Source organism: Corynebacterium lipophilum, assembly GCF_024102595.1.
Taxonomy (GTDB): Bacteria; Actinomycetota; Actinomycetes; order Mycobacteriales; family Mycobacteriaceae; genus Corynebacterium; species Corynebacterium pseudogenitalium.
The window spans coordinates 1-21246 of the sequence record NZ_JAEUWV010000012.1 but is presented as its reverse complement, the minus strand read 5'-3'; the positions used below and the strand labels follow the sequence as shown (position 1 = coordinate 21246).

Sequence of the window (21246 nt, the reverse complement as noted above, 5' to 3'; positions counted from 1 at the left end):
GTGCCTGGTTGCGTCGGTAGGTCGCTGGTAGGTGCCACAAAACCCGCTTAGCGAATTTGTGAACAGATTTGCGTCTGCTGCCCGCTAACACCGGTAAAACCGCAAATTGTAGCAATAGGAGTGTAGTAATCCTCCCGAGGGGGGACCGGCTGCGGGCCCCAGGCCCCGAGCATGGCGTTCATCCGGTCAATCTCCGGTCCCTGGGCGTCAATAACCCCCTGGGCAAACTCCACAACCTGGGCGGGGATACCCTCCTTGGCCAGGGGCATCTCACTCATCTCTACGGCCTGCTGGTGATGGGGGATCATCATCTGGGCAAACATGATGTCCGTGTCGTCGTGATCGGCGGAGATCTCCCGGTCCGCCTCAGTCGTCGCAGTGTTGGTGGCCGAGGCGGTGGCATCGGTGTTGCCTGACTCGGGGGCCTCACCGAAGGCGGCTAGCGCCGGGGTGGAGGCCACGGCGAGAGCGGAAAGAACAGGGGGTGCGCCTCATGGTGGGGTCTTTCAGGGCCATATGGAGGCAGTGGAGAGAAGTGGTGGATCAGTGGACGGCGGTGGATGCCGGAGTAGGCGTGGTGTGTTCCTCCTTCGACTCGGTCGGAGCCAGGTGAGCCGGATCCAGATCAATACGGCGCAACAGCTGGGCGTTCAGGGCCACCACGATGGTCGAGGCAGACATTAAGATCGCACCCACGGCCGGGGACAGCACGAACCCGATCGGTGCGAGCACGCCGGCGGCCAGCGGCACGGCGAGGATGTTGTAACCAGAGGCCCAGACCAGGTTCTGGATCATCTTGCGGTAGCTGGCTTGGGACAGCTCAATCATCGACAGCACTGCCCGCGGGTCATCACTGGCTAGGACCACCCCGGCAGATTCCATGGCCACATCCGTGCCCGCACCGATGGCGATACCGACCTCCGCGCGAGTCAGAGCGGGGGCGTCATTGACACCGTCACCGACCATGGCCACGCTCAAACCCCGGTCCTGCAGCTGCATGACCTTGGTGTCTTTGTCCTGGGGCAGGACCTCGGCGAAGACCTCATCGATCCCCAGGTCCTGGCCAACCGCCTGGGCCACCTGCTGGGCGTCGCCGGTGATCATCGCAACCTTCACCCCGCGGTCCTGCAGGGCTTTCACGGCGGCGCGAGATTCGGGGCGGATCTTGTCCTCGACGGCCACCGCACCGATGATCTGACCGTCGCGGACAATATGGAGCACCCCAGCCCCACGCCCGGTCCAGGCGCTGGTGGTGTCGGTGAGCTCGGCCGGGGTGGTGAGGTTGAACTCGCGCAGCATGTTCGGCCCGCCCACGAGGATCTCAGCGCCATCGACAGTGGCCCGGACCCCTCGGCCGGAGGCGGCGCTGAAACCAGTTGCACGGATTTGCCGACGGGAGGCCTCGGGATGGGCGGCCGCGGCCTCCACGATGGCTCGGGCCACGGGGTGCTCGCTGTCGGCCTCCGCGGCGGCGGCCAGGGCCAGCAGCTCGCCCTCGGTGACGCCGACAGCTGCCGCGACATCGGTGACCGCGTGCGCTCCCTCGGTCAGGGTGCCGGTTTTGTCGAAGAGCACCATGTCGATGGTGCGCATCCGCTCGAGTGCCATCCGGTCCTTGATGAGCACCCCGGATTTCGCGGCCCGCTCGCTGGAGATCGCAATGACCAGCGGAATCGCCAGGCCCAGGGCGTGCGGGCAGGCGATGACCAGCACCGTGACCGTGCGCACCACAGCATCGTCCGGGCTGCCGATGATGGTCCACACCACCGCGGTGATCAGAGCGGAGATCAGCGCGAACCAGAACAACAATGCCGCCGCCCGATCCGCCAGGGCCTGGGCCCGAGAGGAGGACTCCTGGGCGTCGGCAACCATGCGTTGGATCCCGGCCAGAGCGGTGTCCCCGCCGGTAGCCTCTACCCGGATGCGGACGGTGTTGTCGGTGGCCACGGTACCGGCGACCACCTTGTCACCGGTGTCGCGGAAGACGGGACGGGATTCGCCGGTGATCATCGCCTCATCGAATTCGGCGGCTCCGTCGATGATGGTTCCGTCAGCCGGCACCCGGGCACCGGCCCTCACCAGCACGACGTCGTCGACGACCAGCTCGGAGATGGCCACGGTGCTGGTGGTCCCGTTGATGACTTTCTCGGCTTCATCCGGCAGCAGGGCAGCCAGCGCGTCAAGCGCGGAGGACGCGGCCCCGAGAGCGCGCATCTCCAGCCAGTGGCCCAGCAGCATGATGGTCACCAGCAGGGCCAGCTCCCACCAGAAGTCCAGGTCAAAACCACCCAGCCCCAGAGTGGTGACCCAGGAGGCGACAAACGCCACGGTGATGGCCATGGCGATCAGGAGCATCATCCCGGGTTGACGGGATTTCAGTTCTTTCCATCCGCCCTTAAGGAAAGGCGTTCCTCCGTAGACGAAGATGATCGTGCCCAGCACCGGGGGGATCCAGGTAGATCCGGGGAATGCCGGGAGGTGGTAGCCGAGCAGTTGGGCGACCATGGGGCTGAAAATAACGACGGGAATGGACAGAATCAACGACCACCAGAAGCGCTCCCGAAACATTGCGGTGCTGTGTCCGGCGTGTTCGCCGTGACCATGAACGTGGTGGTCTTCGTCGTCCAGGGCGGAGTGCGGGTGATCGTGGGGCATCTCCTGGCCGTGGGTGTCGGCATCTGTGTGGTGTTCGTGGCTGGCATGATCCGGGTGGTGGGTGTGGTCTGTTTCCGGAGCGGGGCGATCACCGGAATGGTTGGGAGTGTTCATGACGTTCCTTTCGCTCAACCCGGTCGGGGTCGAGATGATGGGTAAAACTGATCAGGATAAGACGGTGTAGCCGGCCTCTTCGATGGCCCGGCGAACCATCTCCGGAGGTACGACACCGGTGACCGTGACGGTGGAAACACCACCAGCAGCGAGATCGATCTGGACGTTGTCGACCTGGGAGAGGGCCTGGGTCACGCTTTTCGCGCAGTGTCCGCAGGTCAGACCGGTGACCTGGTAGCTAGGGGAGGATCCTCCTGCTGACGAGTCGCTGGTGGCAGGGATGGAGGCAGTGTCGGCACGTGAGGCAGGTCCGCAACAGCTGCAGCCGTGGGAGGCCATCGGCAAGAGGCGGGGTGGGGAGGTGATCATGGGAAAGCTCCTTCTGGTCGGTGGGATTCGGCGATGCTATCTGGGGTATATCTTCAAGGGGTGGAGGGCACTGCCCTCACGCGGGGCAGGGTGTGGTCACCGAGCAGCCTCCTCACTGTCGGGAGGGGACAGCGGGAGGCGGAGGGTAAACACCGCTCCGCGACCAGGTCCGGGGGAGGTGGCGGTGAGAGTGCCGCCGTGGGCCTCGATCAATGCCTTGGAGATGGTCAGACCGATACCGGACCCGCCGTTGTCCCGGCTGCGAGCGGCATCTCCCCGGTAGAAGCGTTCGAAGATGTGTCCGAGCTGGCTAGGTGGGATGCCCTCGCCGTCATCGGCGACGTGGATGAGCGCGGTGGACGCCCCCTGGCGCTGAACGCTGATCCGGACCTGCCCGCCGGCCGGGGTGTGCCGTAGCGCGTTGGACAGGAGATTGCTCATCACCTGGCCGAAGCGTTGCCGGTCCACGAGCACCCGGGCGGCGTCCGTAATGGTCTCGACCTGTAAATCGACGCCTTTGTCAGCATAAGCTTCCCCCGCGGCAGCAGCCGCGGTAGGGAGCAGATCCCCGAGCTCTTCCTCCGCCAGGTCCAAATCGATCCGGTGTTCCTGGGCCCGGGAGACATCGTCAATGTCTTCCATCAACCGGGTCAGGCGGGTGAGTTGGTCAGCCATGATCGTGTGGTTGGCATTATCCCAGTCCACGACCCCGTCCTGGAGACCATCGAGGTAGACCGTGAGCACCGATAAGGGGGTGCCCATTTCGTGGGCCAGATCAGAGAGCATCTGGCGGCGGACCTGTTCGGTGTGTTCCAGCCGGTCGGCCATGGTGTTGAAGGCATGCGCCAGGGTGGCGACCTCGGGGCCTGCTTCTCCGGCGGGCACGCGGGTACGGGAGTTACCGGCCGCCAGGCTGGTAGCGGCGCGGGTGAGATCCTGCAGGGGGGTGCGCAGACGACGCGATAACCACAGGCTGGCCAGTAGGGCGCTGATCAAGGCAGTGGGCAGGGCGACGGCCAGGGTGATCAGGTTGGCGTCCCGGTAGGCCTGCTCGGCATGGAACAGCTCCAGCGAGGGGTCCTCCCGGCCGGCCATCAACATATGATCATGGAACAGGGGCGGGCCCACCGTCGTGGCCACGGCCGCGGCCACCAGCAGGCTAATCACCACGACCAACACCTGGGCGGCCAGGAAGCGGAAGGTCAGGCCGGGTCCGTGATTCATGGCTGCCCCATCCGGTAGCCCACGCCACGCACGGTGTCGATAAACCCCCGGCCTCGGGTGTCGGTGCCGAGCTTGCGACGCAAGTTGCCGATGTGGACATCGACGATGCGTTCATCACCGACCCAGGTGGTGCCCCAGACCTCGGTGACCAGGTCGTGGCGGGTCAGCACCTGGCCGGGGCGCAGGGCCAGGGCAACCAGCAGCTCGAACTCCGTGCGGGTGAGTTCCACGGTCGTCTCCCCCACCCGCACCTGATGGGCGACGGGGTCAAGGATGAGGTCACCAACGATCAAGGGGGTGGTCACCTGCGGTGGGGTGGTGCTGGTGCGCGGGCGGCGCAGCACCGCATGCACCCGTGTCACCAGTTCCCGGATGCTAAAAGGTTTGGTGATGTAGTCATCCGCCCCCAGGGTCAAACCGCTGATCTTGTCGTCCTCGCTGCCACGCGCGGTGAGCATGAGGATGTAGCAGTCCGAGAAGGTGCGGATCCGTCGGCATACCTCCAGGCCGTCGAGTTCGGGCAGCCCCAGATCCAGCACCACAACATCGGGGGAAAAGCGACGGGCCTCGTCCACGGCTTGGGTGCCGGTGTGCGCCTGGCGGGTATCGAAGCCTGCCCGGATGAGGTAGGAGGCGACCATCTGAGCCAGGGGTTGTTCATCATCGACGACCAGCACCCGCCCCGGGGGCGTGGCGGTGGTCGGTGTGTGGTCAGCCATAGACCCCAGTATCGCGCCGACCAGGGGGGAATACCACCCTCACGCAGCGCCCGGCGGGGAATCTTCATCAAATCTTCAAACATCACTCTTCGATCGCCGACACCCCTGTGCCCCATCCCGGGCCGGCGGCATCGCCTCCCCTGGTCGGTTCAGCAGGCGTCACCAGGGATTTCACTGCCCGCACCGCATACCCGGGGCGGGTAGAAGGACATCGCCCACGGCTGTGAGGTGGTGTCCCGGTGGTGACCCAGCCCACTGAATTCACCCCCTTTTCGCTCTGTTATAAGGCTGTGAGCAGGGTTTTTGATTTCTACTCCGTCAGGCACCCGTGCAAGATAACGGTATGACACCGACCTTGAGGCGGTGTCTTCTCACAGTGTTACCACGATCCAAGGAGATTGACGTGAAACGAGCAGCGATCGCAGCCGCCGCCCTTGCCCTCGCCCTCACGGGGTGTTCGACCGCCGACCCGGAACCCACGGCCGACGGGACGGTGTCCCAAGATACATTCCTGACTACCCATGGCCTGGCTGACATGGACGCGGTGGAGATCATTGATCACCTCGACCGGCAGAAGGTCACTGAGCGCCCCACGGATCTGATCGCCTCAGTGCGTCCCGATGAACTGCTGCTCTCGAGCGGTGACCAGGAAGTCGTGGTCGATCTTCCCGACAATCAGACGTATGTCTCGATCGCACCCTATGTCAACTCCACCCACGACTGCTTCTACCACAGCCTCACGACCTGCGTGGGGGAACTCAGCAATGAGGATATCCAGGTCAAGATCACCGATGAGGCGACCGGTGAGGTGCTGGTGGACGAGGAGACAACCACCTTCGACAACGGGTTTATTGGCTTCTGGCTTCCCGATGATGTCACCGGCCTGATTGAGGTCAGCTACCAGGGGCGTACCGGTACCACGGAGTTTTCCACCACCGACGACGGTGCCACCTGTGTTACAGACCTGCGCCTGACGTAATGGCTCAGCAGGGTCCTCACCTGCACCTGTCTCTCCGTGTCACTGAATTCTTACACCAGGAAGGTTAAATCATGACGAACGCGTTTTCCCGACGACAGTTTCTGCTCGGCGGGCTCGTCCTCGCCGGCACCGGGGCCGTGGCCGCCTGCACCAGCGACCCTGGACCCGCTGCCTCGGCACCAGGTTCCTCCCTTCGCCCCACTCCCACTGCGTTCGGTGAGCCGACGGTGCGGCGGACACTGACCGCCCGGCCCCTCTCCCTGGATATCGGCGGCATCGAAGCCAAGACGTGGGGATACGTCTCTGACACCGGGGATGCGGCCATTGAGGCCACCGCCGGCGACGTCCTCCAGGTCGATATCACCAATGAATTGCCTGAGAGCACCTCCATCCACTGGCATGGCATCGCACTCCACAACGCAGCCGACGGTGTGCCCGGCATGACCCAGGACCCCATTGAACCTGGCGAGTCTTTCTCCTATGTTTTTGAAGTACCCCACGGTGGCACCTATTTCTACCATTCCCACACCGGCCTGCAGCTTGATCGCGGCCTCCACGCCCCACTGATCATCCGTGACCCGCAAGACACTGAGGACCAGGACGTCGAGTGGACCATCGTGCTCGACGACTGGGTCGATGGTATTCAGGGCACTCCCGACGATGAGCTCGACAAGCTCACCGGAATGGGTTCAGGCGACCATAGCGGGAAGAAGGGGATGGGAGGTCACGGTCACATGATGCACGGCACCCCGGACCGGGTTCTGGGCGGGGATGCCGGCGATGTGATGTATCCGCACTACCTCATCAACGGACGTATCCCCCGCGCTCACCGAACCTTCGAGGCTCGCCCGGGCGATAAGGCCCGCCTGCGGTTTATCAACTCCGGCGGTGACACCATCTTCAAGGTGGCCCTCGGTGGTCACCGCATGACCGTCACCCACACCGACGGCTTCCCTGTCCAGCCCAGGGAGACCGAATCGATCTACCTGTCGATGGGCGAGCGTGTCGACGTCGAGGTCATCCTCGACGACGGCGTCTTCCCGCTCACGGCTTTGGCGGTGGGTAAGGACGACCGCGCCTTCGCCGTCATCCGCACCGCCGGCGGCCAGGCCCCCCGCCCCGATGTCGACTTCCCCGAGTTGTCGTCCACCGGACTGCTCCTGTCCTCTCTGAAGCCTGCAGACCGTGCACTCCTGCCCGAGGGCACACCAGACCGAGAAGTTGGCATCGACCTGGGCGGGCAGATGATGCCGTATGAATGGAGCATTCTCACCGACGGCCAATCCTCCTCCGCGACCGTGCAGGAGGGCCAGCGCCTGCGGATGGTCATGCGCAACAGGACCATGATGCCCCATCCCATGCACATCCACGGACACACGTGGGCGCTGCCCGGCAGCGGCGGGCTGCGCAAGGACACCGTCCTTCTCCGCCACGGTGAAACCATGATCGCCGACCTGATCGCTGACAACCCCGGTGAGTGGGCATTTCACTGCCATAACGCCTATCACATGGAAACCGGGATGTTCAGCTCGCTTCGCTACGAGTAACGCCCACAGCAGGGTTGAGTGCCGAGGTAGGCAGAGTCGCTGCAGACCACTCACCGGGCCACTGATGATCTTCCTCGGTGTTTCGGCATCCTGGCTGCGGCAGCTGCCGGTCTGATCTCGTTCGCCTCCCCGTGCGTCGTAGCCCTGGTACCCAGGTATATGTCGTATCTGGCCAGTGTGGTCGGCGGGGAGGTCGACTACGACGCCGAGGGGGCACGGTGGTCACCAAATGCCAGTGGCCGGTAGCGGGTGCGGCCGGGTTGTTCATTCTCGGCTTCACCATCGTCTTTGTGCTGGCCACTTCAGTACGACTACCGTCATCGCTGTGTCCTTCCTACTCGGTGTTGCACCGCGTGACTTGGGGTGTTCACGAGTTCAACGAAAGAAGTTCCCGAGCCCGGGAATCATTTTGCGTTAGGGGCCGGTTCCGGTCGACCAACACTCGCGTTTCTACAGTTCGAGACGACTGTCTACGAAGAATGTTCCCGGTTTTCAAAAAACGTTGGGAACTTTTTCGGGCGACCAGGCCAGACCAGGCCAGGCCGGGCCGGACAAGGCCAGGCCAGGCCAGGGCCGACCTCACGCCTTGCCCAGCATGTAGCCGCGCCCGGCGTACTCGGCCGTGTGGACGACCCAGCCGATGGCGGTGATGAGGGCGAAGGAGATGAGTCGGTAGAGGACGGTGACGGCGGTGGCGTCGACAAGGGTGAGGCCGACGGTGACCAGGGAGCCGGCGAGGATGGCCTCCACGGTGCCGACGCCGCCGGGTGTGACTTGGGCGGCGCCGGCGAGTTTGGTCATGATGAACGCGAGGGTGATGCCCATTGCGGAGGTTTGGTTGAGGCCGGGCTCGAAACTTGGGGCGGCGCCGAGGACGGACCAGGCGCAGAAGTAGAGCACGGCCAGGTCGAGGACCTGGTTGAGCAGGGAGAACGCGGCGGCGGCGGTGAAGCGGCGGCGTGACATTTGGATGGCAGCGACTTGGTCGACGACGCCGCTGGCTTTGGTTGCGACGCGGGCGGGCAGGAAGCGCAGCCAGCGTTTCAGCACGGTGGGGTTGCGGGTGGCCCAGTAGAGGCCGCCAACCACGGCGGCGGTCCCCAGTAGGGATCCGGCTAGGGCCCACACGGAGAGGCGGGCGCCCATGAACACGACGGCGCTGATGCCGATGAGCGCCATCCAGACCGTGGATAGCGCCCCGGAGACGACGAAGAACCAGGCACACAGGCCGGTGGAGGCGCCCCAGGACTGGTGGACGCGGAAGGTCAGCCACGCGGAGAGTGCCGGCCCGCCGGGGACAGTGGTGGACCAGGCGTTAGAGGCGAGCGTGATGTTGATGCAGTTGCGTAGGGTGGCGATGTGCCCCTCGATGTTGAGGAGCACGAGCATCACGGCGGCCATGGCGGCGATAGCGCCGAACGCGGTGGCGACGGCCCCGACCAGCGGCAGCAGGTCGGCGCGGCGTAGCGTGGTCCAGGCTTCGCCGAGGAAGGGGAGGCGGTCGCGAAACAGCACCAGGCCGACAATCAGGATGACGACGGGTGCTGTCCAGCGCAGCCACTTAGCGTTCAAGTTCACGCTTCTTGAGCTGTTCGAGGGCCCGGCGGGTTTCGAGTTCCTGCATCAGTTCCGTGAAGGGGACCAGGTTGGCGTTTTCGTTGACGGTCCGGCCCGCGCGGGCGGGCGAGGGGTCGAGGGCGATCGCTTCGTCGACGGGGGTGTGGGTGGGGTCGGAGGGGGCGTCGATAAGTGGGACGGAGCTGGAGCCTTCGCCGAGGCTGCGGTAGGCGCGTTTGACCCAGCGTGGTGCCCACCAGTTGTCCTCGCGCAAAAGGTGCATGACGGAGGGCACGATGAGCAGGCGGATGATGGTGGCGTCGAGGGCCAGGGAGACGATCATGCCGAACGCGATGTACTTCATCATGACGATGTCGCTCATGGCGAAGGCGGCGGCGACCACGATCATGATGGCGGCGGCCGCGGTGATGATACCGCCGGTGTGCGCCGTGCCGTACTTGATGGACTGATCGGTGGTGGCGCGGTTGTGGCGGGCCTCGACCATGCGGGAGACCAGGAAGACTTCGTAGTCGGTAGACAGGCCGTAGAGGATCGCGATGATGAGCACCAGCACCGGGCTCATCAGCGGGCCTGGGGTGAAGTTGAGCAGGCCGGAGCCGACGCCGTCAACGAAGACGAGGGTGAGGAACCCGAGGGTTGCGCCGATGCCGAGCACGTTCATGATGACGGCTTTCGCCGGCAGGATCAGCGACCCGAACAGCAGCGCCATGAGCAGGAACGTGGCCAGCACCATGTAGAGCGCCATCCACGGCAGCCGCTCGAGAAGCGCCTCGATGGATTCGACTTCCATGGCCGGGGTGCCCGCAATGTGGACGCCGACGCCCTCTGGCGCCTCGATGGCGCGCAGCTGGTCCACGACTGCTTGGCCGCCGTTGCGGTCCGCCAGCGGCGCGGAGAGCACTGTGGTGCCGTCCTTCGTCGCCTGGGACGGGGAGAGCGGTTTGGCTAGGCCGGTGACTTCGCGGGACTGCAGGACCACGTCCACGAGTTGCTCGTTGGTGGCGTTGGTGACCACGAGCTTGATCGGGTCGGTGCGGAACGCGGGGAACTCCTCGTTGAAGGCGTCCTGCGCCTGCCGCGTCTCCTGGTTGGGCGGCAGGTAGCTTTCGTTGATGCCGCCGAAGGTGATGCCGACCATTGGCACGGTGAGCAGCAGCAGCGCGCCGGTCGCGCCGACGACGACCTTCTTCGAGTTGCGCATCGCCCACGCCGGCAGCCGGTACCACACGGTGTCTTCTATTCGACGCCCCCTCCGCGACGTGCGCCGCACCGACCACTTATCGATGTTCGGCCCGAGCATACCGAACAGCGCCGGCAGCATGGTCACGGAGATGACCGCGGCGAGCATCACGGCACTGATCGCGCCGTAGGCCACGGATTTGAGGAAGGCCTGCGGGAACATGAGCAGGCCGGAGAGCGCCACTCCGACCATCAGGGCGGAGAAGAACACGGTCTTGCCAGCGGTGGTTGTGGTGGCGGCGACGGCCTCTTCGGTGCTCACGCCGCGGTCGAGTTCTTCGCGAAAGCGGGAGACCATGAACAGGCCGTAGTCGATGGCCAGGCCCAGGCCGAGCAGCGTGATGATCGACTGGGAGAAGATGTTGACCTGCTGGAACTGCGCCAGGATGGACAGCAGCGACAGGGAGCCGATGATGGACAGGATGCCCACGATGAGTGGCATCGCCGCGGCGACCACGCCGCCGAAGACGAACAGCAGGATGATGGCCACGAACACCAGGCCGACTTTTTCGGCGCGGGCGATGTCGTTGGCCATGCCGGTGTCCAGCGCGTCGGCGACGGCGGTGGCGCCGGCGATCTGCACGGTGGCGTCGCCAGGCAGCGTGATGTCGTTGAGCGCCGGTTGGATGGTGCGGAAGTCTTTCAGCGTCTGTTCGCCGTCGCCGGCCAGGCCGATCGCGGCGAAGGCGGCGGTGCCGTCCTCGGTGATCTGCTGCTGGTTCGGCGCGGAGAAGTAGCTGGTGATGTGGTCGATCTGGTCGGGGTACTCGGTTTTGAGGGCCTCGATTTGGCGGTTGGCCTCGTTGAACACGGCGGGGTCGGCCACGCCTTGTGGGGCGCGGACAAGCAGGATGACATCACCGGCGTTGTCGCGGCCGAAGGTGTCGTTCTCGATGGTGGCGGCCGTGGTGGAGTCCGCGCGCGGGTCCTCCCAGCCTTCCTGCGAGAGACGCTCGCCCAGCTTGGAACCGAAGAGCACCTGCAGCACCACGATCACCGCGATGACCACAATAGGCAGCACCTTGCGCTGTCGGTACGCGAAATGTCCCCACCTGTAAAACACGGCCAGCTCCTACTTTTCCTTGGTGTTGTGCAGCAACGAGGTCAGCGGGCGGAACGGCTGCAACCATGCGCCGCCGTCCGGCAGGGACTCCAGGTTGATGCGCGGCAGCGGCTCCAGGAATACGTTCGGGATGTCCTCGAGGTCCACGAAGCGCAGCAGTGGGGAGTCGACGGCCCACGCGGCGTGCTCGTGGAACCCGATGACGGTCACGGGCAGGCCGTCTTCCGCGAGCTGTTCGAGCGGCTCCTGGAAGTTCTGGCCGTCGGCAGACGCGACGACGACGCCGCGCAGCACGCCCTCGTCGAGGCGGCGGCGGATGTGGGTGAGCATGTCCTGATCGACGTCCGAATCCTCAGCGGTCTTCGGCTTTGCGAAGACCGCGAAACCCACGTTGCGCAGCGCGTCCACCCACGGGCGGACCGCCTCGGCGTTGTGGGAGGCGACGTTGGTAAACACGGTGGCCTCCGGCTCGATGGTGGAGCCGGTCTCCTGCGAGGCCTTCGACGCGAGCCCGATCAGCCAGTGGCCGAGGGCGTCGAAACGCGGACGCTGCGACCCGGAGGGCCGCCCGCCGAGGATCGCGCCGAGGCCCATGTCAAGGTTCGGTGCGTCCCAGACGAGCAGGTAGGTTTCTGGGCCGGGTTCGGCTCCTGGCGTGTAGGGGTGCGTCTTGTCCTGCAGGTCCTGCATGGTTTACTTCTTCTCCCAGAGGTATTCGCGGATCGTGTGGTCTTTTTCCAACCCTTTCCCCTCGAATTTAGTGATGACCTGACGGTCTGTCAGCAACGGCGCCTCTGGCCACGGCCAACCCTTGTACTCCAGCATGGGTTCCACGTTGACGAGTTCGTCGATCCACTCGGCATAGTCGGCGTGGTCGGTGGCCACGTGCAGTACGCCGCCTTTCTTCAGGCGCGTCGCGATGAGGTTCAGCGTGCCCGACTGGATAATGCGGCGCTTGTGGTGGCGGGCCTTCGGCCACGGGTCGGGGAAGAAGATGCGCACGCCGTCGAGGCTTTCCTCACCGAACATGCGGGCCAGCACCTCGACGCCGTCGCCACGCACCATGCGGATGTTCTCGATCTCGCCGCGCACCACGGAGCCGAGTAGCTTCGCCAGGCCCGGCTTGTACAGTTCGACCGCAATCACGTTGGTGTCCGCCTCCAGCGGCGCCATCGCCGCGGTGGAGGTGCCGGTGCCGGAGCCGATCTCGAGGATCGTGGGGTGGCCCGTGCGGCCGAACCATTCGTCGACGTCGATGGGGGTGTCGCTGAGCATCTGCCCCAGGCGCGGCCAGTGCTCGTCGAAGAGCGCCTCCTGGTTGTCTGTCAGTGTGCCGCGGCGGAACGTCACCGAGCCGAGCCGCGGGTAGTCCAGGCCGGTATCAAATTCGGTTTGTGGGGGCCGCCCGTGGGGCAGTTCGCCCATGCCAGGGCGTGAATTCTCAGACATGTTCATCGTGTTCATTGTCCACACCATGTAGTGAAATGCAATTTCCCCCAGCGCCCCCGGAAAGGGGTGAATGTGGGTCCGGTCACGTTTGTTTGCGGGTTTGCACACTAAGGGAATGTTGTTTCCGCTGCATATGCCCCATATTTATCGACGTTCCACCGTTCGGGCACACCCCTTTTCGGGGCACATTTACATGCTCACTCTTGGTCGCATCTATGAAGTATGTCACTGGTTATGACCGGGGTGGGCGTCGAAAAGTCTGGGACGGACCAGCGTAACCGCGATTTCGATAGGCTTGGGACCTAGAGGTTTGTCTATTTTGACCAGGAGAGATTATGACCACTGCCGTGAAGCGCATCGAAGGCAACGTACCAACCGACAATGAACAGCTCATTGCTTGGATCAACGAGGCTGTGGACCTCTTCGATCCTGACAAGGTGGTATTCGCGGACGGATCCCAGGAAGAGTGGGACCGCCTCGCAGCCGAGCTGGTGGAGAAGGGTACGCTGATCAAGCTGAACGAGGAGAAGCGCCCGAACTCCTTCCTTGCACGCTCGAACCCTTCCGACGTCGCACGTGTTGAGTCCCGCACCTTCATCGCCACCGAAGACGAAGACGGCGCAGGCCCAACCAACAACTGGCGCGACCCAGCCGAGCTCAAGGCTGAAATGCGCGAGCACTTCAGCGGCTCCATGAAAGGCCGCACCATGTACGTTGTGCCGTTCTGCATGGGCCCAATCAGCGACCCGGACCCGAAGCTGGGCGTCCAGCTCACCGACTCCGCATACGTGGTCATGTCCATGCGCGTCATGACCCGCATGGGCCAGGAAGCGCTGGACAAGATCGAGGGCGACAAGTTCGTACCGTGCCTCCACTCCGTCGGCGCGCCACTCGAGCCAGGCGAGGAAGACGTCGCATGGCCATGCAATGAGACGAAGTACATCTCCCAGTTCCCAGAGACCAAGGAAATCTGGTCCTACGGCTCCGGCTACGGCGGCAACGCAATCCTGGCGAAGAAGTGCTTCGCCCTGCGTATCGCCTCCGTCATGGCGAAGGAAGAGGGCTGGATGGCTGAGCACATGCTCATCCTGAAGCTCACCTCCCCAGAGGGCAAGGTCTACCACATCACCGGCGCGTTCCCGTCCGCATGTGGCAAGACTAACCTGGCAATGCTCACCCCGTCGCTCGAGGGCTGGACCTCCGAGGTTGTCGGCGACGACATCGCCTGGATGCACCTGCGTGAGGACGGCCTCTACGCCGTCAACCCAGAAAACGGCTTCTTCGGCGTCGCGCCTGGCACGAACTACAAGTCCAACCCGATCGCCATGAAGACCATGGAGCCGGGCAACACCCTGTTCACCAACGTCGGCCTCACCGACGACGGCGACGTCTGGTGGGAAGGCATGGACGGCGACGCCCCAGCGCACCTCGTGGACTGGCACGGCAACGACTGGACCCCAGAGTCCGGCGAGAAGGCTGCCCACCCGAACTCCCGCTACTGCACCCCGATCGCGCAGTGCCCAACCGCAGCACCGGAGTACGACGACTGGAAGGGCGTCAAGGTCGACGCCATCCTCTTCGGCGGACGCCGCCCGGACACCGTGCCGCTGGTCACCCAGGCGCACGACTGGGAGCACGGCACCATGATCGGCGCGATGCTCTCCTCCGGCCAGACCGCAGCCTCCGCTGAGGCGAAGGTCGGCTCCCTGCGCCACGACCCGATGGCCATGCTGCCGTTCATTGGCTACAACGTCGGTGACTACTTCCAGCACTGGATCGACATGGGCCGCGAAGGCGGCGACCGCATGCCGGCAATCTTCCTGGTGAACTGGTTCCGCCGCGGCGAGGACGGCCGCTACCTGTGGCCAGGCTTCGGCGAGAACTCCCGCGTGCTGAAGTGGATCGTGGACCGCATCGAAGGCCGCGTCGGCGCAGACGAGACCGTGGTCGGCTACACCGCCCGCGCGGAAGATCTGGACCTGGAGGGCCTCGACGAGCCAATCGAGGACGTCAAGGAAGCCCTCTACCCAGATCCGAAGCTGTGGGAGGGTGACGTCGCGGATGCCCGCGAGTACTTCGCTGGCCTCGGCGACCGCGTTCCGAAGGAAATCTTCGAGCAGCTGGACAAGCTCGAAGAGCGCGTCAACGCCGCGAAGTAAGCTTCTGGTGTAAGTAATCCGCTGAGATGAAAGGCCCGCCGTGTGGCGGGCCTTTGTTTATGTGAACTTACGCGCCAGAGTTGCTAGCTCAGCTCTGCTCTGCTCTGCATGCCATGTATGCGCAGAAGAGCAGACACTTTCTTTTTGATCGTGATTTCTACGTAATTCAGTCGCTGTGCAAACTGCCAATTGGTATAATCGTTCAGAGCTTTGCTTTGCGTGCCGTTAGCAGCAGGGCGTTGACTCTTGAGCGCGTACTCTGCGACTGAAGTGCTCCGGGTTTTGTTCCTAGGTTTTTGCCTTAATTTCTATTGCCAGTGGAGGGGTCTGCTTCCAAAGTTCGGTTTCCACCTCGACCAGGTTCCGGTATCTCAAGCTTTGGTGGAGCTTTGTCTCGTTCCACAATGACGCCCATTCGAACATCGCGATTTTCCCTCGACAGCATCATTTCACCTGCGAGTATGGATCAGCTCGTTCTTGTAGGAACTGTTCACAATTACAGCAAGAGCATTGTCAATTGTCATAGGTGCCACCAACAGTTCCGGTGGAAGCAGCGAACCCGTACTGGGCGAGTTGCTCGTTGTAGACAACGCCGAGATACTGCGACCCGTGATCCGGGTGGTGACTGAGACCTGTTGTTTCTTCAGCAGACGCGATCGTCTGGCTGAGAGCTTGCAGCGGTAAAACTTCGGTGTGCATGGAATCTGGTAACGCCTATCTAACGATCCGTCGAGAATGAACGCCAATGGCAAACGCGACATACACGAAGCTTTTCTTCGTCGTGCATACGTAATGTCTGCCACTCGCAGATTGTTCGGGTCCTGGGTTTGAATTCACACTCCACCCAGTCCTGGCGAAGAGGAGGCGCATTAGGCTTACGGATTGTGATCCGCTTTTGCTTTTGCCAGAAACGTCGGCCTGTCGCATCAACCGTGCAGTTTGCTCACGACCGACATCGATTTCGTCACGGTGAAGAGCATGCCCCATTTCCGCACACCGACACCGGGCCCGATGAATAGCACTAATGCGTTCAACGAGCAAAACATCGCAATGGCGACGAGCACTTTAACCGCAGGCATTGTCCTGGCGATAACCAAGCGATATGATGCACCCACTAGCTTGGCTATCTTTCAACGTCCCACAGATGAACTCGACAGAGAAACGAATTCGGTATTCATCGATGAACTGGATTATTTCCGACGCAGAAAGGCGAGGCAGCCCTAGTGCCTCATTAGTATCGCGGAGCTCTGGATTTTCACGGAGCAACCTCGCGTTTTCGGTGCCACGATCATGCACGCATCCTCATGGGGATAGTCTCCGGCCCACCAAGATACGAGCATCGATAAGGCGGGCAGTACGGTCCTTTGCGTCCTGGTCAAATCATCTTGGCATACTCCAGATTTTTCTGTCTGCTCAAACGGAATAAAACCTAGGACACTTCACCTCAGTATGCTGGTTGAGAGTGTCGGCAAGCTTGTACTAATTTACAAGAAACTTTTCCGGGGATTACGCGTCTAGAAGTCCGACGGTCTTTAACCGAGTGCTTCAACAGGTGCTTTTGCAGGAGAAGAGTCGTCGTATCTGCCTGAAAACAAGTAAGAGGGAATTACGTTTTGTAGCTTCAGAATCGCATACAGCTAAGATTGCTGACAGTCAGAAGAAGCTTCAGGAGTATGGGGTAAATATGAAGCCAGCATCATTGATAAAAATATGGTCCAAGCTGAAGCCCTTGCCTCTCTCCTACTGGACTGGTCTCGTAGGGATCCTGGCGGTGGCAGTTAACTTTTTCCTGCAACCTGGTACTTTTACCAATCCCTGGACGATTCCAGCGACTGCATTGAATCTCTTATGTCTCATTGCAGTACCTCGTTTCCCGCTACCTACCTGGGCCGGATATCTCGTTCTATTTCTTCTTTTATCGGTACAGCCAGATATACGAGCCACGGCCTTCACCTTCTTTGCCCCGCTTGTCGCTGCAGTTGTTGCCTACCGTGGCCACACAGCAGCGGCGGCAGCCGGAAGTATCCTGATTTGGTACTCAGGTTCAGTCAACCCTTCAGAAGGGGTCCTGTTTCCTCCTGATCTGCTGGCATCTACCGTCTGGGCGTTATTCCTTGCAGCTGCAGTTCTTCTCGGCCACATCCTTTACCGCGTCATCATTCAGAGAAGAGACTTGATGGAGCAGTGGGATAATGACATCCGAGCTCGCCGAACATCGTTAGCAAGAGCATTGCATGACTCCGTAGCAGCGTCGTTGACCTCAGTGGTGATGCGTGCAGAAACGCTTAGTCTGCAGCAAGGCTTTGCTGCTGAAATCCAGGTGGAACTTGCTGCAATCGCAGAGCAGGCGCGCGATTCCATGAAAGAGGTGCGGGGTCTACTGCGTATTCTTAGCAGCGACTCTTCATCCTGCTCTAGCGATTTGGAACCATCTGCCGCCGACCAGTTTCATCAGATAGTCAGCTTCCTAAAAGCACATGGTTTCACCGTGGAAACAAGGGGCTCTTTCCGGGCCCTTTCCCTTAACCCAAATGGCCTTGTCGTACTCCGAGAGGTACTGAAAGAAGTGGCTACCAACATCATCAAGTACGCAAATCCCGGTTCCACAGTGACACTCACTGTGGAGGACCACGACGGCTATGTCACCATCAGCTTCATCAATACTGTTGGCAGCAGAAAACCGGCATCGGATTTAACCACGGGACTGGGTCTTCCGGCTATTTCACAGCTAGCCGAAGGCATCGGAGGCGACATGCGGACAGTCTCAAGCTCCACCCGATGGAATACCGAGTTACGGATCCCTCAGCAGAAACAATGACACCCCCAGAACGGTGGTCACTTTCGTCTATAACCTTCGCTTGTGGGCAACGGAGGCTACTTGATGCGAGATAATGAGATAGCCCAGAGATGCCCCCTAGATGCAGAAAGAGGACAGAGAATGATCCCTTTCCGTCGACTTCGCTCCATTGCTCCCCTCACAGCAGCATTAATCCTGACCCTGCTAATCGCCCCCTCGGCGGTGGCTGAACAAGTCTCCGTAACGCCGCAAATTTCCCAGCCCCAAGAGTCCCACATCGAAAATAACGCTGTTGCGATCGTCGGCACTATTACCGATATCTTCTCCTGTAAACATCATCCAGCCCTGCCATGGAGCAAATAAGCTACAAGAAATGAGCGAACATACTGCGCAAATAAAGGTTCTTCTCGTTGATGATGACCCACGGGTCTTATCCTCATTCCGACAGTATTTCGCCACTACTAAAGACATCCGCGTTGTGGCAGAAGCGCACGATGGAGTCGAGGCTCTCACCGTGCTCGACAACGTCCCTCTCGATATCATTCTGGCCGATATTCACATGCCGGAGATGGACGGGGTGACGTTGTTGAGCGAGGTTCAGCGGCGAACGGACCCGCCTCCATTCGTAGCGATCACTGCACTTGACAGTGACGAGACAATGCTCCGAGTGCTGGCCGGTGGTGGTGCTGGCTATGTTCTTAAGAGTTCACGACCACAGGCAATTATTTCCGCAGTTCGAGACGCACTCACTGGCGGAGTCACGGTATCTCCACAGGCCCTGAGCAGACTCGTTGATTACATCCCTGACAAAGTTTCCACACCCCCAGCATCCCACCGAGTGGACTTCTTTTCAGCCTATGAGGACCTTACTAAGGTAGAGGCGCGCATTCTACATTACATATGCCAGGGGCTATCTAATGCTGAAATAGCTTCCGCAATGAAGTATTCCGAAGCGACGGTAAAAAAGCATGTCTCCCACCTCATCGCGCGCTTCGGCGCGACCTCAAGACTCAGTTTGGCAATCACAGTGATCCAATCAAAATTGGGCAAGTCGTGGTAGAAATTTTTCTGGTCGGTCGACTACTCTGTGCGTTTCTTCCGCACAGACACGCTGGCCAACCAGCTGATGGTGCTACGCCATGATGACACAGCACGCATGGAGTTTCTTCAAGATCTCCACCTGGCAGACGTACTCGTTCTTGATGACTTCTTAACAACACCGATTGATGCTGCCACAGCACACCAGCTGCTCAACATTTTTGCTGAGCGTGAACATCGGGGATCGACGATTGTCACCTCCCAGTTCACGCCCGATGAGTGGTACAAGTCCATCCCGGATGCTGTCATCGCCGAGTCGATACTCAATCGGCTTGTTGTTGGTGCTGAGATCATCACGCTTCAAGGTCCGAACATGCGCTTAGAAGCCACTACAAAGTAGCTGCTCATGGTCGACGCCCGGGTGTTGCTCGATACTCACCCGGGCGTTACTGGATACTCACCACAGTGTTACTAAATCCGTGGTCCTAACAATCTGCCGATTGACCGTTCGGAGCTTCGCTTGTCAACAATCCGAAGTCGCACTAGCTGGACCAGCCATGCAGGATTAATCATCTTGACCGTCCGTTCTGCGAAGCTGGATTTCAGTAATGATAGGTACTGCAGCGACGTAAACCGCCAGTATCCCCAGTGCATGAGGAGTGAAAGCATCCCGAGGATTTAGACTCGATACTTGAGCGACTGCAGCAGCTAGAAGAGTGCCACTGATACACCCAAACAGCGCGAAGGGGAGAGTAAGACTGATCGTTTCGATGCGGACAAGATTCTTAGCGACCGTATCTTGTACTCCCCGTAGGGTGAGAACCTTGACTAGTCTAGTGCGGTCTCTGATCGCTGCAATAGCGATTCCGCTCACTGCGGCTAGTCCGAATAGCATAATACTGAGCGTCAACGCAGATGCCGCTTCACCGTACCCGGATGACATGGCAGAGTTGACATTGTCGATTCTTTCCTGCGATGTCAATCCGGACTTGGTTTGCATGGTTGCAGACAAAACAACATTAGATGGGAGCTGATCCAAATCTGCGTATAGATATCTGCCCACGTTGTTGATTTCTTCACTGGAGGTCGAAATGAGAATTTCCGTGAGTCCGGGAACTTCTTGGATCCGTAGTGGCGGTAGGTCTAGTTCAGTGTCTGTGACCGGGATGATGAATTGAGAAGATAGAGATGCTGCGTCCATTCCCACCGGGATCAACATTGATTCGGCGTCATCGGCTGGACATACGGGGTCGTCAGTGGCTAGCTCTGCATATTCATGACAGGACATAACGAACGCGTTTATTGAACGTTGGTTTTCCCGTAGTATTCGCCCTTGTCCAAATGTTCCCATTACCCCCGGAGATGTGAATTCTTCGTAGGTGGCCTCAATCTCAGCATCATCGCGAAGAGCTCCCCAGTGAATCCCTGGCTTCCAGTAACTCAGTCCCGAGCTCACCTGTCCAAGTCCGGCATTCGCTAAACCAACTGTCACAGTCGATACTGCGCAGATGCAGAATAAGAGCACTACGCTCGAACCAATGGAGGTTGCACGGTAGCGAAGGGAAGCTGATATTAGAGTCCCTTGGATCCCTCCGCCGAAGACCTTTTCATAACACCAGCCGGCGCCGAGGGCTAGAAATGGCGCAAGATACACTAGCCCAGCAATGATAGGGAGGAAGGCTAAAGGAACCAAGATTGGGAGGGAAAATATCTCGGATGCGATGGCCATCAGGGCCGCTGCTACTATGCCAACAGGAAAAGCAGCTAATTGCCATTTATGCAGTCGTTGCAAAGAGTTTCATCCTCCTCAGGTACGTCGCGACGCCCACCATGATGGTGATAAGAACCCCACAGCCAAATGCTCCTACTAGGCCAGCGAAAGCATCCGCAGGGAGGAACCCACGGCCTTCCCAGACCACCTTTTCGAGAATGCGAGATACGAGATATAAGGGGGCGACTGAAAGTAAAACGCTCACGAGAAGACCGGCTAACGGTGCAGCCGACAGCAACGCAGCCGCGACCCACTTCCCGGCGCCTCGCAGCGCAAGAACCCGAGCAGTTTCCTCCCATGCAGGGTCGAAGATCTTGGACACATTCCAAAAACACACCAGACAAGGAAGCACGACAACAATAAAGTAGACCAAAACTATATAAATGACGGTCTGATCAAGTACAGGTGCCTGATCCTTGGGGCCGACCCCTGAAAAGTAGACACCATGGGGTGGTCAAATAATGGGTTCAACTCTAGCGTATCGCTACGCGCAACGAGATTCGTACTCGCAAGGAGTCAAATACTTGCACCAAGAATGCCGTCGG

At 60.9% G+C, this 21246-nt stretch carries 18 protein-coding genes and 1 pseudogene; 8 read left to right on the top strand and 11 right to left on the bottom strand.

What is annotated here, in order from left to right; genetic code table 11:
• Positions 1 to 47: 47 nt before the first annotated feature.
• The 5 genes from JMN37_RS11470 to copR all read right to left on the bottom strand — a co-directional run bounded on the left by JMN37_RS11470 (position 48) and on the right by copR (position 5081).
• On the bottom strand, positions 48 to 461 hold the full coding sequence (locus JMN37_RS11470) for a DUF305 domain-containing protein (RefSeq protein ID WP_252931629.1): 414 nt from the start codon (positions 459 to 461) through the stop codon (positions 48 to 50).
• A gap of 82 nt (positions 462 to 543) precedes the next feature.
• Positions 544 to 2769, bottom strand: coding sequence for a copper-translocating P-type ATPase (locus JMN37_RS08110; RefSeq protein WP_252931628.1), 2226 nt, complete (start codon positions 2767 to 2769; stop codon positions 544 to 546).
• A gap of 51 nt (positions 2770 to 2820) precedes the next feature.
• Positions 2821 to 3138, bottom strand: coding sequence for a heavy-metal-associated domain-containing protein (locus JMN37_RS08105; protein ID WP_252931626.1), 318 nt, complete (start codon positions 3136 to 3138; stop codon positions 2821 to 2823).
• A gap of 96 nt (positions 3139 to 3234) precedes the next feature.
• A complete protein-coding gene (gene copS, locus JMN37_RS08100) occupies positions 3235 to 4362 on the bottom strand; it encodes a two-component system sensor histidine kinase CopS (protein WP_252931624.1) in 1128 nt (375 codons plus the stop codon).
• Positions 4359 to 5081, bottom strand: a complete 723-nt coding sequence (copR, locus tag JMN37_RS08095; protein WP_252931623.1) for a two-component system response regulator CopR — start codon at positions 5079 to 5081, stop codon at positions 4359 to 4361. The genes copS and copR overlap by 4 nt, the downstream gene beginning before the upstream one ends.
• A gap of 403 nt (positions 5082 to 5484) precedes the next feature.
• Here copR and JMN37_RS08090 point away from each other — a divergent pair, with 403 nt between their 5' ends.
• The 3 genes and pseudogenes from JMN37_RS08090 to JMN37_RS08080 form a co-directional block, all read left to right on the top strand.
• Positions 5485 to 6060, top strand: coding sequence for a CueP family metal-binding protein (locus tag JMN37_RS08090; RefSeq protein ID WP_071573011.1), 576 nt, complete (start codon positions 5485 to 5487; stop codon positions 6058 to 6060).
• Positions 6061 to 6131: 71 nt separating this feature from the next.
• Positions 6132 to 7607: a multicopper oxidase family protein gene (locus JMN37_RS08085; RefSeq protein WP_252931621.1), complete on the top strand. Its 1476-nt coding sequence runs from the start codon at positions 6132 to 6134 to the stop codon at positions 7605 to 7607.
• Between the two features lie 39 nt (positions 7608 to 7646).
• Positions 7647 to 7909 (top strand): annotated as a pseudogene (locus JMN37_RS08080) (hypothetical protein); the annotation flags it as partial.
• Positions 7910 to 8186: 277 nt separating this feature from the next.
• Here JMN37_RS08080 and JMN37_RS08075 read toward each other — a convergent pair.
• The 4 genes from JMN37_RS08075 to trmB are packed head-to-tail and all read right to left on the bottom strand — an operon-like array spanning position 8187 to position 12942.
• Positions 8187 to 9185 (bottom strand): lysylphosphatidylglycerol synthase transmembrane domain-containing protein, encoded by a 999-nt coding sequence (locus JMN37_RS08075; RefSeq protein ID WP_252931620.1) that lies wholly within the window; start codon positions 9183 to 9185, stop codon positions 8187 to 8189.
• On the bottom strand, positions 9169 to 11487 hold the full coding sequence (locus JMN37_RS08070) for an MMPL family transporter (protein ID WP_252931618.1): 2319 nt from the start codon (positions 11485 to 11487) through the stop codon (positions 9169 to 9171). Before JMN37_RS08070 ends, JMN37_RS08075 begins: the two co-directional genes overlap by 17 nt.
• A 9-nt stretch (positions 11488 to 11496) precedes the next feature.
• Positions 11497 to 12177, bottom strand: a complete 681-nt coding sequence (locus tag JMN37_RS08065; protein WP_252931616.1) for an NYN domain-containing protein — start codon at positions 12175 to 12177, stop codon at positions 11497 to 11499.
• Positions 12178 to 12180: 3 nt separating this feature from the next.
• Positions 12181 to 12942, bottom strand: a complete 762-nt coding sequence (gene trmB, locus JMN37_RS08060; protein ID WP_071573163.1) for a tRNA (guanosine(46)-N7)-methyltransferase TrmB — start codon at positions 12940 to 12942, stop codon at positions 12181 to 12183.
• Between the two features lie 329 nt (positions 12943 to 13271).
• Here trmB and JMN37_RS08055 point away from each other — a divergent pair, with 329 nt between their 5' ends.
• Positions 13272 to 15095 carry a phosphoenolpyruvate carboxykinase (GTP) gene (locus JMN37_RS08055; protein WP_071573016.1) on the top strand — a complete coding sequence of 608 codons (1824 nt, stop codon included), beginning with the start codon at positions 13272 to 13274 and terminating at the stop codon, positions 15093 to 15095.
• 513 nt (positions 15096 to 15608) lie between these two features.
• Here the strand turns inward: JMN37_RS08055 and JMN37_RS08050 are convergent.
• Positions 15609 to 15794: a hypothetical protein gene (locus tag JMN37_RS08050; protein ID WP_143110542.1), complete on the bottom strand. Its 186-nt coding sequence runs from the start codon at positions 15792 to 15794 to the stop codon at positions 15609 to 15611.
• Positions 15795 to 16635: 841 nt separating this feature from the next.
• Here JMN37_RS08050 and JMN37_RS11465 point away from each other — a divergent pair.
• The 4 genes from JMN37_RS11465 (at position 16636) to JMN37_RS08030 (ending at position 19330) form a co-directional block, all read left to right on the top strand.
• Positions 16636 to 17913: a sensor histidine kinase gene (locus tag JMN37_RS11465; protein ID WP_252931614.1), complete on the top strand. Its 1278-nt coding sequence runs from the start codon at positions 16636 to 16638 to the stop codon at positions 17911 to 17913.
• 120 nt (positions 17914 to 18033) lie between these two features.
• Entirely contained in the window at positions 18034 to 18255 is a 222-nt protein-coding gene (locus JMN37_RS08040; protein WP_143109625.1) for a hypothetical protein, read from the top strand.
• A gap of 10 nt (positions 18256 to 18265) precedes the next feature.
• Positions 18266 to 18952, top strand: a complete 687-nt coding sequence (locus tag JMN37_RS08035; protein WP_071573019.1) for a response regulator — start codon at positions 18266 to 18268, stop codon at positions 18950 to 18952.
• 27 nt (positions 18953 to 18979) lie between these two features.
• The gene (locus JMN37_RS08030) at positions 18980 to 19330 is read left to right on the top strand and encodes an ATP-binding protein (RefSeq protein WP_071573020.1); all 351 of its coding nucleotides are present in this window, start codon (positions 18980 to 18982) and stop codon (positions 19328 to 19330) included.
• A 165-nt stretch (positions 19331 to 19495) separates the two neighbouring features.
• Here the strand turns inward: JMN37_RS08030 and JMN37_RS08025 are convergent, their stop codons facing one another.
• Positions 19496 to 20659, bottom strand: a complete 1164-nt coding sequence (locus JMN37_RS08025; protein WP_252931612.1) for a hypothetical protein — start codon at positions 20657 to 20659, stop codon at positions 19496 to 19498.
• Positions 20660 to 21246: the final 587 nt, after the last annotated feature.

Excerpts from the sequence above, each read along its gene's own strand:
- JMN37_RS08110 (WP_252931628.1), bottom strand. The coding sequence starts at position 2,769 with ATGAACACTCCCAACCATTCCGGTGATCGCCCCGCTCCGGAAACAGAC.
- JMN37_RS08105 (WP_252931626.1), bottom strand. The coding sequence starts at position 3,138 with ATGATCACCTCCCCACCCCGCCTCTTGCCGATGGCCTCCCACGGCTGC.
- copS (WP_252931624.1), bottom strand. The coding sequence starts at position 4,362 with ATGAATCACGGACCCGGCCTGACCTTCCGCTTCCTGGCCGCCCAGGTG.
- copR (WP_252931623.1), bottom strand. The coding sequence starts at position 5,081 with ATGGCTGACCACACACCGACCACCGCCACGCCCCCGGGGCGGGTGCTG.
- JMN37_RS08085 (WP_252931621.1), top strand. The coding sequence starts at position 6,132 with ATGACGAACGCGTTTTCCCGACGACAGTTTCTGCTCGGCGGGCTCGTC.
- JMN37_RS08065 (WP_252931616.1), bottom strand. The coding sequence starts at position 12,177 with ATGCAGGACCTGCAGGACAAGACGCACCCCTACACGCCAGGAGCCGAA.
- trmB (WP_071573163.1), bottom strand. The coding sequence starts at position 12,942 with ATGAACATGTCTGAGAATTCACGCCCTGGCATGGGCGAACTGCCCCAC.
- JMN37_RS08055 (WP_071573016.1), top strand. The coding sequence starts at position 13,272 with ATGACCACTGCCGTGAAGCGCATCGAAGGCAACGTACCAACCGACAAT.
- JMN37_RS08050 (WP_143110542.1), bottom strand. The coding sequence starts at position 15,794 with ATGCACACCGAAGTTTTACCGCTGCAAGCTCTCAGCCAGACGATCGCG.
- JMN37_RS08040 (WP_143109625.1), top strand. The coding sequence starts at position 18,034 with ATGATCCCTTTCCGTCGACTTCGCTCCATTGCTCCCCTCACAGCAGCA.
- JMN37_RS08035 (WP_071573019.1), top strand. The coding sequence starts at position 18,266 with ATGAGCGAACATACTGCGCAAATAAAGGTTCTTCTCGTTGATGATGAC.
- JMN37_RS08025 (WP_252931612.1), bottom strand. The coding sequence starts at position 20,659 with ATGGCCATCGCATCCGAGATATTTTCCCTCCCAATCTTGGTTCCTTTA.